This window comes from Corynebacterium sp. Marseille-Q4381, from assembly GCF_036881695.1.
Lineage (GTDB): Bacteria > Actinomycetota > Actinomycetes > Mycobacteriales > Mycobacteriaceae > Corynebacterium.
The window spans coordinates 12,942-26,428 of record NZ_JBAJNR010000005.1 but is presented as its reverse complement, the minus strand read 5'-3'; the positions used below and the strand labels follow the sequence as shown (position 1 = coordinate 26,428).

Sequence of the window (13,487 nt, the reverse complement as noted above, 5' to 3'; positions counted from 1 at the left end):
CGCGTTTTACTTGTTCTCGTCGGTGTTCGGCTCAGCGGACGGTGCGTCGGATGCGTCGTCGTCCTCGACAACCTCAGCGTCGACCACGTTGTCGTCGAACGGAGCGTCTGCTGCGCCGCCGGCGGTTGCACCTGCGTTCGCCTCAGCCTCGTAGAGGGCCTTGCCCAGTTCCTGGGACTCGGTGTTCAGCTTCTCCACTGCGGACTTGATGGCCTCGAGGTCGTCGCCCTTAAGCGCCTCGTCCACGGCATCGGCCGCCTCAGCCACGCGGGTGCGGATGTCCTCCGGCAGCTTGTCGGTGTTCTCGTCCATGAACTTGCGGGTCTGGTACGCAGCGGTCTCCGCGTTGTTGCGGGTCTCCTGCTCCTCGCGGCGCTTGCGGTCCTCGTCAGCGTGGGTCTCCGCATCCTTGATCATGCGGTCGATCTCGTCCTGGGAGAGGCCGGAGCCGTCCTGGATCTTGATCGTGTTCTCCTTGCCGGTGGCCTTGTCCTTAGCAGAGACGCTCACGATGCCGTTGGCGTCGATATCGAAGGTGACCTCGATCTGCGGAACGCCACGCGGTGCCGGGGCGATACCTGCCAGTTCGAAAGAGCCGAGCAGCTTGTTGGCGGACGCCATCTCGCGCTCGCCCTGGAAGACCTGGATCTGCACGGACGGCTGGTTGTCCTCAGCCGTGGTGAAGGTCTCGGAACGCTTCGTCGGGATGGTGGTGTTGCGCTCGATCAGCTTGGTCATCACGCCACCCTTGGTCTCGATGCCGAGGGAGAGCGGGGTGACGTCGAGCAGCAGTACGTCCTTGACGTCGCCGCGCAGCACACCAGCCTGCAGAGCAGCGCCGAGGGCCACGACCTCGTCCGGGTTCACACCCTTGTTCGGCTCCTTGCCGGTGAGGTCCTTGACCAGGTCAGTCACGGCCGGCATACGGGTCGAACCACCGACGAGCACGACGTGGTCGATGTCGGAGACCGACAGGCCAGCGTCCTTGATCACCTGGTTGAACGGCGCCTTGGTGCGGTCCAGCAGGTCCGAGGTGATCTTCTGGAACTCGGTGCGCGACAGGGTCTCGTCCAAGAACAGCGGGTTCTTCTCGGAGTCAACGGTGATGTACGGCAGGTTGATGGAGGCCTGCTGCTGAGAGGAGAGCTCGATCTTTGCCTTCTCTGCAGCCTCGCGCAGACGCTGCATCGCCATCTTGTCCTTGGACAGGTCGACACCGTTGGCGGACTTGAACTTGTCCACCAGCCAGTCAACAACGCGCTGGTCCCAGTCGTCGCCGCCGAGCTCGTTGTCGCCGGCGGTTGCGAGCACCTCGACAACACCGTCGCCGATCTCGAGCAGGGACACGTCGAAGGTGCCGCCGCCGAGGTCGAAGACCAAGATGGTCTGCTCGGAATCAGCCTTCTCCAGACCGTAAGCGAGTGCCGCCGCGGTCGGCTCGTTGACGATGCGCAGGACGTTCAGGCCTGCGATCTGGCCGGCCTCCTTGGTGGCCTGGCGCTGGGCGTCCTCGAAGTAAGCCGGGACGGTGATCACCGCGTCGGTGACATCCTCACCCAGGTAGGCCTCTGCGTCGCGCTTCAGCTTCATCAGGGTGCGGGCGGAGATTTCCTGCGGGGTGTACTTCTTGTCGTCGATGTCGATCGTCCAGTCCTCGCCCATGTGGCGCTTGACGGAGCGGATCGTGCGGTCAACGTTGGTCACCGCCTGGTTCTTTGCGGACTGGCCGACCAGCACCTCGCCGTTCTTCGCAAACGCGACGACGGATGGGGTGGTGCGGGAGCCTTCCGCGTTAGCGATAACTACCGGCTCTCCGCCCTCGAGGACGGAGACGACGGAGTTCGTGGTGCCGAGGTCGATACCAACTGCACGTGCCATGAGTGATGTTCCTCCTGTTAGAAACGATTTTGTTAGTAAGTTGAAGTGCTTCGACTCAACTTCACAAGGGCCACTGTACCCCTTGAGCCTGATGCACTCAATGTCTATAACGCGGCGCCCTCAAAGTTGTTCCCGATGCACTCAACCTTTTCTAAATAAGCGATTTGCCATGGTTCTGGCAGAATGTTGCAGGTGACTGATAAAGATAAGGACTACGTGGGCGCGCTCGACACCACTGTCGACGACATTCAAATGATGCCCACCCCGGCCGACGCCGCTCAGGAGTTGTCCGGTGAACCAATTGACCGCGGCGACGTCATCGCCGCCGACGGCCGCACCGCCGCCGCGTGGGCACTTCGATTCATTATCGTTGTCGTCGCAACCGGCATCCTCTTCTACCTCCTCAGCTACGTCTGGTTCGGCCTGCTGCCGATCCTGCTCGCGTTGATCTTCTGCACCGTTTTGTGGCCGCCGGTTCGCTGGCTACGCAACAAGGGCATGCCCTCCGCGGCCGCAGTCATCTTGGTGCTGGTCGCATTCTTCGGCGCGATCATCGGCATCTTCTCCGCCATGGCGCCGACCGTGCGCACGCAGGGCGGCCAGCTCTACGAACAGGCGCAGACCGGTATCCAACAGATCCTGGACTGGGTGGACGAGCGCCTCGACCCGCAGCTGATTGACCCGGACCGCATCCAGCAGGGTCTCCAGCAGATCGAATCCTTTGCCAAGGGCCAAGCATCCAACATCGCCTCCGGCGTGTTCACCGGTATCGGCGCGATCGCCTCCATCGGCACCACCCTGGTGCTCACCCTGATCCTGTCCTTCTTCTTCCTGAAAGACGGCGACCGCTTCCTGCCGTGGCTGCGCAAGTACACCGGCGCGCGTGCGGGCTGGCACCTCACCGAGGTGCTCATGCGCTCCTGGAACACGCTCTCCGGCTTCATCCGCACGCAGGCAATCGTGTCTATGGTCGACGCCGTCTTCATCGGCTTGGGCCTCATCTTCCTCGGCGTGCCGCTGTGGCCGGTGCTCGCCGTGATCACCTTCTTCGCCGGCTTCATCCCGATCATCGGTGCGTTCACCGCCGGCGCCCTAGCCGTGATCATCGCGCTCGTGTCCAACGGTTTCTGGAACGCTATCTTCGTGCTGATCCTCATCATCGCTGTCCAGCAGATCGAGGGCAACGTGCTGCAGCCGATCTTGCAGTCGCGCGCGATGGGCCTCCACGCAGCCATCGTGCTGCTCGCGGTCGCAATCGGCGGCACCCTCTTCGGCATCGTCGGCGCCTTCCTCGCAGTCCCGGTCGCGGCTGTGCTTGCCGTGTGGTTCCGCTACTGGGCCGAGATGGTCTCGCTGCGCGCCGGACAAATTACCGCCGACGACATCCAAATCGCCACCCAGCAAAGCCAGGCGCTCGACTCCAAGGAGGCGTTCCTCGCTGTGCGCAAGCACATGGCGCGCATGGCCAAGCGGGAGAAGGTCGCCACGGGTGCTCCGGTCAAGCAGGGGTTGGGCTCCACGCGGGTGCCGCTTAACGACGACGCGCCGAACAAAACCTACGACCACGAAGTTCCCGGCCGCGCACGCGCCGTCGACCCGGACAAAGCGACCGCCAGCGACAAGGAACGCCAGAACAAGCTGGACGAAGACCAGGTGTGACGACGCCCGCGGCAACTTTTCCGTACGGTGTGAGCCATGGCTGATTTGAACAACAAGAAGATTGCAATCATCGCTACCGACGGTTTCGAGGACTCCGAGCTGACTTCCCCGAAGGAGGCCGTCGAGGCCGCCGGCGCTACCACCCATGTTCTCTCCACCGAGAGCGGCGAGATCGAGGGCAAGAAGGGCACCAAGGTTGCCGTCGACGGCACCACGGCTGATGCCAACGTCGCCGATTACGACGCGCTTATCCTCCCGGGCGGCACCGTCAACGCCGACACCATCCGCACCGACTCCGACGCTGTTGCGTTGGTGAAGGGCTTCAAGGAGGCCGGCAAGCCGATCGGCGTGATCTGCCACGGCGGCTGGATCCTCACCGAAGCCGACCTGATTAAGGACGTCAAGCTCACCTCCGTGGTGAACGTGAAGACCGACCTGGTCAACGCCGGCGCTAACTGGGTCGACGAGGAAGTTGTGGTCGACTCCGGCTTTATCTCCTCGCGCACTCCGGACGACCTGCCGGCCTTCAACAAGGCTCTCGTCGAAGAGTTTGCGAAGTAACACTCGCTACATCCACGGCGCCTGCGGTTCCCGCAGGCGCCGTTTTTATGTCCAGAGCGAACCTTCGCCCTGTGAGTTAAGTGTGTGATGTTTATACTGCTTGTGTTTTGTGCCTGTACACCGATTGGAGAATCGCGCCATGGCGGAATCGGATCTCACCGGATCTTCCCTGCAGTCTGAGCCGGCGGCTCAGGGGGCGGACAAGTTCGACAAAACTGCCCTGAACAGGTACCTGGGCACGATGGACGCGGCGGCCTGGAGCGAGATCAAGGCCGCGGCGGAGGGCGCAAGCGCTGCCGGCGCCGAATCCGCGGTGGCAACCGCTCTGCCGAAGGTGGAGCTGACCAACCTAGCCCAGGTCGACGACTCCGACGACGACGCGACGATCCGCACAACCGGCAAGCGGGTCCGCGACGAGCTGCGCAAGCTCGCCGAGGGCATGGGCCCGCGGCGCTCCGCTGCCGAGACCGTCGCAGCCGCCCTCACCGCGCTCGAGCAGACGAACCCGGAGTGGACGCTGGACAACCCGGACTTCATCCGCTTTGCCAAGAACGCCTGGTTCGATTCGGTGTCCGAGGCCGCGACTGAAGAGGCCGACTACTGGGCGGAGCGCCTGGACGGCTTCCCCGTTCTCGACGAGTTCTCGCTCAACAACTCGATGAAGTACCGCGGCCTGCCGGATTTCGCGGCCCAACTGGTCACGCAGCTCCTCGGCAGCCGCGGCATCCGGGTCGTCGCCGACGTTCCGGAGAAGACTTTCAACGAGATCGAGAAGCTGTTCCCGAAAGGCATCGCGCAGGCGCTCTACCCCGAAGTCTTCCGCGACAACCCGGAAGCAACCATCTCGATCGTGGATGCAACGGTCGAGGGCGCGGAAGGCGAACCCGGTGCTCAGGTGCGCGACGCCGCGGTCAACTACTTCACCACCAGCCCCCAGTTCAGCAAAGAAAAAGACTTCGTTTCCCGGCTGGGAACCGAAGAGCTGAGGGACTGGTTCTCGTCTTTCTACCTGCAGGCGTTCCGCAAGGCCCGCGACGTGCGCAACTCCATCGACGAGGGTGCGCAGCGGCTGGCTTCCATGGGCGTCGACGAGGACGAGGTGCGCCAGCTGGTGGCGTCGCAAGGCGGCTCGAGCCGTCTTGCGGCGGAGCACGTAGACCCGGAAATCTCCGCGGAGCGCGCGCAGCAGATCGACCGCCAGACGTTCGGCAGCCTGGAGCGCGCGGCCGGCGAGGGCCGCCTCGCCCAGGCGAAGTACGAACTCGACCAGCTGCTGGAGTCGGGCGAGAGGGCGCGTTCCTCCGTGGGCGCGGACATCATTGAAAGCATCCAGTCGCAAGCCCGCAAGCTCGAGCGCGACACCGCGTCGTTGGACCAGGCCATCCGCGCCCGCAACCCGATCGCCGCGCGCCAAGAGCTGGACTCGATTGCAGAGTATTGCGTTGATTCCCGAACAGTCGGCGACTTGGCCGTGTACGTCAACGAGATGGAGCACGACCCGGCCTTCATTGACCAGGTCGTGGACACCCACTTCCAGCCCATCCAGGACGAGGGCAAGCACAAGGCACTCGGGTTCCTGCCGCCGAAGTTCTCCAACGCGTGGCTCACCCCGCTCGCTCTCGGCATCCCCGCTGCGCTGCTGGACACGGCGTTTTCCTCGAGCACCTTCCTCAGCTGCCTGGCCACCATCTTTGTGCTGTCCGTCATCGGCGTGTTCATCGAGGAGTACATCGACGCAGACGGCTGCGTCGGCTGGCTGGCCACGCTTGGCCCGGCGGTCATCGCGCTGTTCGGTTCCGGGTTCTTCGGTGCCGTCGCGGTCGGCGCCTCGCAGTTCGCGTCCAAGACGATTTTTAAAAACCGCGAGCTGCAGAAGCACGCCGACGCCTTCAACAAGCTGGTGGAGCGAACCCGCACCGAGCTCAAAGCCGCCGGCGCCGGCTCGCAGGTGGCGGGCTACTACGTGGGCCAGCAGCGCATCGTGCCGGCAACCCCCGCCCCGCGGCGCCAGAGCGCGACCGGCGCCTACGTCGTCGACGGCAACGGCAACGTGGTCGAAGCGATGAACCAGGTGCAGATCGCGCGGATGCACGCGAACAACCAGTTCGTGGGCAAGAACGCTTGGATGAACCAGAAGGTGGGCCAGTAAATGCGCTTCGACGACCAAAGCTTCAACCGCCCGCAGCCGCCGCGCCCGGAACCGCCGATTGAGCAGTTCCCCGCAGTGCACACCGGCGACAACCAGAAGGCGGATCCCGATTCTGTGTCGCTCAACGTGATCGCGGACGAACTCAACGACAACGTCGGCAGACTGCGCTCCGATGTGCACAAGAGCACCAGCACCCTGCTCAATGAGATGCAGAAGCTCGGGGACACTGTGGTGGGGAGGCTGGAGGGGATAAAGGGGGCGTCGGCAAGCGAAGCCCCTGAAGCGGATGACCCGCGCGACACCGCGATAGCCGCGCTGCAGGACGCCCGCATCGACATCATTCAAACGTTCCTCACCCCAGCCGCGAAGATTCTCGGCGGGATGGTCAAAGACACCGACGAGGGCTTGAGCCAGGATCTCAGCCAGCTCAACGCCGAAGAGGCGCAGCGCCAATTGCGTTCGGTGTACGAGTACTTCGAGCAGCAGCTGGAGGAGGCGCTCATCGCCCTCGGGTTTGAAGAGGTGGACGCAGCCCCCGGCACACCGTACGACCGCAAGCGGCACAAGACGGTGGCCGTGGAAAAGACCGCTGACGAGTCGCAAAACGACACTATTCACAAGGTGCTTGCCCGCGGGTACGGCCACCCGGCGTCGGTGAAGCCCTCGGTTCCGGCTGAGGTCTCCGTGTACCGCTACGATCCGAACGCCGGTTAGAGTTTCTAAGCAACAGCGACAGGAAAAAGGAAGATAACGACGTGAAGGTTTACGGCATCGACCTCGGCACCACCTATTCAGCGATCGCGCACATCGATGAGCTGGGCTCGCCACAGGTGATCCAGAATTTCGAGGGTGAGCAGACCACCCCGTCGGTGGTGCTGTTCGACGACGCCACGAGCTTCGTTGTCGGCCGCGAGGCGAAGAACGAGATCGAGCTTCGCCCAGACGAGACCGTGGAGCTGATCAAGCGCCACATGGGCGACGCCTACGACGTGAAGATCCACGGCGTGACCCACTCCCCTGAGTCCGTCTCCGCGCTGATCCTGTCCTACCTTGTTGAAGCCGCAGAGGACTTCACCGGCGAAGACGCCGACGGCGTAGTCATCACTGTTCCGGCCTACTTCGGCACCGAGGCGCGCGCCGCCACGAAGCAGGCGGGCAAAATCGCCGGGCTGAACGTGCTCGACATCATCACCGAGCCGGTCGCCGCGGCGCTGTCCTCGGGCATGCGCCACGGCAGCAACCAGACGATCCTGGTTTACGACCTGGGCGGCGGCACCTTCGACACCACCATCATGGACATGCGCGAGGACCGCATCGACGTGCTGGCCGTGGACGGCGACCGCAAGCTCGGCGGCGCCGACTGGGACACTGAGCTGTTCAACCTCGCCGTGATGAACTTCGGCATGACCACGGGCTTGGACGAGGACCCGACCTACGACGACGACTTCGTGCAAAACCTCAAGAGCGGTGTTGAGCAAGCGAAGATCGCCCTGACGCGGCGCAAGTCCGCGAAAATCCTCTGCAACTACCAAAACCGCGTGAAGGCCAACGTGGAGATCACGCGGGAGGAGTTCGAGGTCGCAACCAAGCACCTCGTCGACCAGACGATCCGCGTGGTTGAGCGCGCCATCGAGACGGCGAAGAAGGAAAAGCCGGATCTCAAGATCGACCGCTACCTGCTGGTCGGCGGCTCCTCGCGCATGCCGATGATCAGCGAGGCGCTCGAGAGCACCTTCGGCTGGGAGCTCACGCCGACCGAGTTCGACCTCGCGGTGGCCAAGGGCGCCGCGATCTACGCCCAGGGTTTGGTGGACGCCGCGGGTGGCGACATCAACGTCGACCCGAACAGTAGCGAGACCTCCGGCAGCATGATCACGGTTGCCGCCCCGGGCGGGTCGCGCACCATGGAGATCACGAACGTCCTGCCGAAGGCCGTCGGCGTGCAGTTCTGGGATCCGGACCGCCAGGAGCCCTACATCATGCACATCCTCAACGCCGGCGCGAAGCTGCCGGCCGAGGCAACCGCGCAGGGCTTCGCGTCCAACGACAACACCACCCGCATCCGCTTCGACATTTACGAGCAGGCCGGCGAAATCCCCGCCCGCGACATGAACGCGAACAAGCGCATCTCCGGTGAGAACGGCGCGATGCTCAACAACCTGCCGAACCTGCCGCAAGGTTCGCCGGTGTACATGATCATGAAGGTCAGCAACGACGGCATTGTCTCGCTCGAGGGCAGCGAGCCGACGACCGGTCAGCGCGTGGAGCTCACGGCGCAGATCTCCGCGCTCTCAGACGAGCGCGTGGACGAGTACAAGAACATGATCTCCGGCATGGTTCGTTCTGAGTAACGATGTTCAACGACGTTGAGCTGAAGAAGTACCTCAAAGAGACGCCGTACGCTTCGCGGTGGGCGGAGGTTGAGGATGCGGGCGACGCGGCCAAGCTGGAGCCCTCGCTGATGCTGCAGCTCGACGGCGCGGATCCCAGCGCGGACGAGCTGAAGGCGCAGTACGCGGAGTTCATCGAGCGCTTGGGCAAGTTGGCCACGTCGCCGTCGAGCACCCTGCGCGCGGAGGCGAAGCCTGTGTACGACGCGCTCGCTCGGCTAGAGGCGGCAAACCCGGAGCAACGCCTGGACAACCCGCAATTTTTCGCGCGCGTGCGCGGCGAGGAGGAGCGGCTTGCCACGGAGCGCATCACCGATTTCGTGGGCAAGCTGGCCGCCTCCCTTCCGGGTTCGAACTACGTCTCCGCGGAGCAGGTGGACCAGATGCGCGCGAGCGCCGGACTGCCTCCGGAGGCGATGAGCCAGATCGTGCACAAGCTGCAGGGCAAGGGCATCCGCCCGATTCAGCCGCTGCCGGCCGCGCTGCAGCAGGAGATCGAGCAGGCGTTCCCGTTCGGCATCATGCAGGCGCTAAACCCGGAGAACTACACCTCCGGCGCGCCGAAGAGCAGCTACACCATCTCCCCGCCGTACTTCAAAGACGCGAAGAGGACTGTCACGCGCGCCGATCTGGATACCGCGATCGAATGGTTCACCCGCAGCCCGAACACCCAGCGCCAGAAAACGGCCGCGGCCAAGCTGCGCGCCCACGCGGGTTCCGACCTCGCGCTGCACAACGCGGTTATCGCGTTCCACTTGGCGCTGTGGGACGAGGTGCACAGCCGCCGCGCGTTCCGGCAGGACGTGGAGGCCCGCCTGAAGACGTACGGGCTGGTGGAATCCGACATCGCGCAGCTTGCCGGGGATGCGCCGAAGGCGTCGGACGCGGCGTCGGCAAGCGCGAAGCCCAAGGCTAAACCCGCGGCAGAGCCGAAGCCGCGGTCCCGGCCGAAACCCAAGGCTGTGCGCCGGGAGGATCCGGAAGAGGTTGGTCGGCGCGCCGCGGAGTTCGACCACTCCATGTACGGACCGGTGCAAACCCTGCTGGACCAAAAGAGGGTGACGCAAGCCGCCAAGCTGGTGGGCACGCTGAAAGCGCAGGGCAAAGTGCCGAAATCGGGTGTGGGCACCGACATCGTCGCCGAGGTGGAAACGCGCAAGAACGAGGTGCGGGCGGCGGTCGCCGCGGCGAGGCAGGCGCTGGCGCAGCAAGACGCGGCGCTGGCGTCGAAGGAGCTGAAGCGCGCAACCGCCACCAGCATCGACCACCCTGAGTTGGACGAGATCGCCTCCGGGATCGCTGCGCTCGAGCGCCAGCAGGCTGAGGAACAAGAGCGTCAGCAACGAAGGCAGGAGCAGCCCGCGCCGCCGCTTTTCGACGACAACCTCAAACGCCCCCTCGGCATCCTCCCCCGGGGAACGACCAGCTCGTTCCTTCTGGCCCTTGCGACCATGGTCCCGGCGGTTCTCCTCGACCAGTTCATGGCCCCGCGCTGGCCCATCCCGATTGCGCCGGAGGGGCGCCTTGTTCCAGGTCTTATCGCAGGCCTCGCGTTCGGCTGGTTCGCGGCTCACGTCCGCAAGAGTCTCTGGGGCGGGTTCATGAGCTTTGTGGTGCTCACGCTGATCGCGGCGTCCATGCTCGCAGACGGTTACTTCGTCAGCGTGCTAGGCATCATGCTGATCTGGTTCGCAGGGCCGACGCTGGCGCACAACGCCGAGATGAAATACAGGAGATCTCGGAACCTCAGCTTGTCGGAAGTACTAAACGGGGGGTAGCCCACAATGAGCAGCTTCTTTTCCACGCTGGTGCAGTCCGCGCTGGCGGTCGGCGCGGCCGCAGCGCTCGTCTACGCCCTGCCCGGTAGCGGCGAGGGCAACCCGTGGGCCGCCCCAACCGGCCGCGAGGAGCCGCTGGTCAACGGCATGATCCGCCCCTACGACACCGATTTGCTCGCAGCCGGCAGCACGGGCGAAGTGTCCTCGCGGTTCCGCACCGCGGACGACGGCGTCGAGTGGTTGCTGCCGGTGCCGGGCGAGATCACCGAGCACCCCTGCGCGGCAGAGGGCCCCTACCGGCTTAACGACGCGGCGGCGACCGCCCAAGCCGAAGCGACCATCACCCTCGCGCCCGAGGCAGCTGTCTCCCCCGCCGCGGAGGGCTGGTTCGCACCGCGCTACAGCGTGCTCGTGCTGGACCAGGGCATTGCGCGCGAGGAGTTGGGCAGCGACCTAGACCGGCTCGCCTCCAACTGCGCTGGCCAAGGCGACCTCTCCACCGGCCCGGTGCCGGTCACCGCCGAGTTCAACCCCGACATCGACGTGGTGACGTTCTACTACCACCTCGATGAGGGCATCGTGCCGTACACGATGGTAGTGCGCTCCGACCACAAGCACTCGGTGTTCGTCACCGGGGTGAACGTGCTCGAAGCGGACGCGGCGGCGGTTGCCGATCTGCAGCTGGAGAAGATCGACCGCTTCCCCGGAGGCGGCGACGACTTCGCCACCCAGCTGCCCGGGCTGGCCGAGCTTATCGGCACCGTTATCTAGCCTGCGAGGAGACCTCGTTGGCCGCGTCGCGGACGTCGCCTGCGGTGTCGGTGACGTTCGGCACGACCTGCCAGAGGTAGATCGCAAGCGCAACGATTGCCGCGATGGCGATGAGCGCGGACACGATACCCATCCAGGCGCTGGCGCGGCGCTCCTTGTTCTGGCGGTCTTTCTCGCCGTAGACCTCGTTCTCCTGCTGCAGTTCCTGTGCGGTGATCGTGTTGGTGGGGTACGTCATAGTGGAAAACCTCTCTAGTAAACCTGCTGCGGAGCCACGCCGATGCCGTACTGGGCAAGTACGGAACGCACGGGGTCGAGGCAGCGGAACGGGGCGATGCCGGAGGAGTCGACAGCGTCGTCGCGGGTCTGGGACCCGAGCGCGGAAACCGCGAAGCAGCGGTAGTAGTTCTCCGGGTTATCGTGCGTGATCCAGCTGTCGAGCTGGTTGAACAGTCCGCGGGCGTCGAGGGTGGCCAGCACGCTGCGGATTTCCTGGTGCAGCAGCTCGTTGTCGGCCCAATCCCACGGTCTGTCCACGCCGGAGCCCTCGCGGTTGAAGGCGGCGCCGCGGTTGCGCATGATCACGTCCATGTGGCGCGGCTCGCCTTGGGTCTCCGCGAGCTGCTGCAGCACGTCGAACTTCGACATGGTCAGCGCGATGCGGGGCAGGTGGTGGGGGTTGCGGTTGGCGTCGATAAGCGCCAGCACGTTGCGCAACACCATCGACGGGTCGGTGCGGGTGCCGTCCTCCGGCTGGGACATGCCGGGCAGGCCCGCAAGGGCGAGGCGGATGTCCTCGTCGGCAAGCGGGTCGAAGAGGAAGACCACGAGGTCGGCGTTGGCGAGGAAGCTCAGCTGGTCCTTCACTCCCGAGATGTCGTAGTCCTGCAGGTCCTCGCCCGCGATGTCGCGGAAGACGATGAAAATCTCGCGCGGGCTGCGCTGCCCCTGAACCATCGGCCGGCCCATGGTGAAGATCAGCGGCTCGTCCGTGTAGGTGGCGTTGTCGTCGATGCGGCGGGTGGATTCCAGCGCCCGGCCTTCCTCGAACAGCCGCGAGTGGAAATGCTCCTCGTAGATCTGCTCCGTCTTCTTCGTGGCCGGCCGCCACGTACCGTGCTGTTCGGTAGTGAACTGGCTGAGCAGCTCAACCACCACCGCGAGGTAGACGCTTTTGCCAGAGGCGCGCGCACCTGCCATGGCGACGGTGATCACGCCCGCGCCCTGCCACCCCAGCGGAAAATCGGTGCGGCTGCAGCGCGGTCCGGCACCGGGGGCGCCGATGTGGTTTAAGTTCTCGTCCAAGTGCCCGAAGCAGTACGGGCAGCGCGTGGTGAGCACGTTCATTTACCGCGCTCCGTTCTGGACGGAGCTGTACAGGCGCTCCTGCAGGAACGTGGACAGCTGCTTCAACCGGTCGTGGTCGTCGCTTTCCACAGCCTGCTGGATCACGGGGCCGAACTGCACGCCGTTGAAGCGCTCGGGGAGGTTGTCGAAGGTGATCAAGGTGACGCGCGGGTCGGCCGCTTCCGCCGGCAGGTCCTCGGATACGACGATGACGCGGTCGTAGCGCTTCAGCGCCGCGTTCAGCGAGTTCGGCCACCCCACCTCGGCGCGCGGGGTGAGCTCGAGCATCGTGTCGAGCGCCTCGGCGGAGCTGCGCACGCGGCGCGGGGCGGAGGCCGCGGAGCTGCCAGCCACGGACAGCTCGATCTCCAGCTTGCTCAAGAACTCGGAGAGGAACTTCGCCACCGCCCGCATCTGGGCGCCGCGGCTCGGCTGCGCCATGGACGCCGACTGGTCGATGTAAACCAGCACCGAGCGCGTCTGATTCGCGCTCGCGGCGGCTGCCGCGGTGTCGTCGCCAGTTTCCGGGGTGATCTCGCGGACGATCTCGGTGTAGACGCGGCTTTGGCCGTCGGCGAGCTGCTCCACCTGGCCGGCTTTCACGCTCACGCCGCCGGCTGCGGGCGAAAGCGTCGCCGGGGTAAACTCTGACAATCCCGCGATCTTGAAGCGCTGCAGCTCAACGCTCTCGCCGGCGCCGATCTCCGGAAGGAACTCGATGACCACGTGCGCCTGCGTGTCGGCGGCGAACTGCGCGGTGGAGCGTGGGCGGATGATCAGCTCAGCCGGCTGTTCAAAGCCGCGAGCGTAGACCGTGCCGGCGCGCTTCACGTGCTCCCTTGCACCGGCGAGCTCGTAGTCGAACTCCGCGTGCGGGGTGATTTCCACGCTGATCTGAGCGGTGAGGTCGTCACCCGCGATGAACGCTTCAGCTCCTTGTTGTAGGTGTTCCAT

11 protein-coding genes are annotated in these 13,487 nt (G+C 65.0%); 7 read left to right on the top strand and 4 right to left on the bottom strand.

Annotated elements, in window-relative coordinates; translation table 11 throughout:
* Positions 1 to 6: 6 nt before the first annotated feature.
* Positions 7 to 1,878, bottom strand: coding sequence for a molecular chaperone DnaK (gene dnaK, locus V6D40_RS05290; protein ID WP_334289320.1), 1,872 nt, complete (start codon positions 1,876 to 1,878; stop codon positions 7 to 9).
* Positions 1,879 to 2,061: 183 nt separating this feature from the next.
* Here dnaK and V6D40_RS05285 point away from each other — a divergent pair, with 183 nt between their 5' ends.
* The 7 genes from V6D40_RS05285 (at position 2,062) to V6D40_RS05255 (ending at position 11,186) form a co-directional block, all read left to right on the top strand.
* Positions 2,062 to 3,537: an AI-2E family transporter gene (locus tag V6D40_RS05285; protein WP_442891894.1), complete on the top strand. Its 1,476-nt coding sequence runs from the start codon at positions 2,062 to 2,064 to the stop codon at positions 3,535 to 3,537.
* 36 nt (positions 3,538 to 3,573) lie between these two features.
* Positions 3,574 to 4,098 carry a type 1 glutamine amidotransferase domain-containing protein gene (locus V6D40_RS05280; protein WP_334289319.1) on the top strand — a complete coding sequence of 175 codons (525 nt, stop codon included), beginning with the start codon at positions 3,574 to 3,576 and terminating at the stop codon, positions 4,096 to 4,098.
* A gap of 139 nt (positions 4,099 to 4,237) precedes the next feature.
* Entirely contained in the window at positions 4,238 to 6,247 is a 2,010-nt protein-coding gene (locus V6D40_RS05275) for a hypothetical protein (RefSeq protein ID WP_334289318.1), read from the top strand.
* A complete protein-coding gene (gene grpE, locus V6D40_RS05270) occupies positions 6,248 to 6,961 on the top strand; it encodes a nucleotide exchange factor GrpE (RefSeq protein ID WP_334289317.1) in 714 nt (237 codons plus the stop codon).
* A gap of 41 nt (positions 6,962 to 7,002) precedes the next feature.
* Positions 7,003 to 8,598: an Hsp70 family protein gene (locus V6D40_RS05265; RefSeq protein WP_334289316.1), complete on the top strand. Its 1,596-nt coding sequence runs from the start codon at positions 7,003 to 7,005 to the stop codon at positions 8,596 to 8,598.
* Positions 8,599 to 8,600: 2 nt separating this feature from the next.
* Complete coding sequence (locus V6D40_RS05260) at positions 8,601 to 10,415, top strand: hypothetical protein (protein WP_334289315.1); 1,815 nt, start codon at positions 8,601 to 8,603, stop codon at positions 10,413 to 10,415.
* 6 nt (positions 10,416 to 10,421) lie between these two features.
* Positions 10,422 to 11,186 (top strand): hypothetical protein, encoded by a 765-nt coding sequence (locus V6D40_RS05255; RefSeq protein ID WP_334289314.1) that lies wholly within the window; start codon positions 10,422 to 10,424, stop codon positions 11,184 to 11,186.
* Here the strand turns inward: V6D40_RS05255 and V6D40_RS05250 are convergent.
* The 3 genes from V6D40_RS05250 to V6D40_RS05240 are packed head-to-tail and all read right to left on the bottom strand — an operon-like array spanning position 11,179 to position 13,487.
* Positions 11,179 to 11,424 carry a hypothetical protein gene (locus V6D40_RS05250; RefSeq protein ID WP_334289313.1) on the bottom strand — a complete coding sequence of 82 codons (246 nt, stop codon included), beginning with the start codon at positions 11,422 to 11,424 and terminating at the stop codon, positions 11,179 to 11,181. The two genes, V6D40_RS05255 and V6D40_RS05250, sit on opposite strands and share 8 nt — an antisense overlap.
* Positions 11,425 to 11,438: 14 nt before the next feature.
* Positions 11,439 to 12,533 (bottom strand): TRAFAC clade GTPase domain-containing protein, encoded by a 1,095-nt coding sequence (locus V6D40_RS05245; protein WP_334289312.1) that lies wholly within the window; start codon positions 12,531 to 12,533, stop codon positions 11,439 to 11,441.
* Positions 12,534 to 13,487, bottom strand: a complete 954-nt coding sequence (locus V6D40_RS05240; protein ID WP_334289311.1) for a hypothetical protein — start codon at positions 13,485 to 13,487, stop codon at positions 12,534 to 12,536.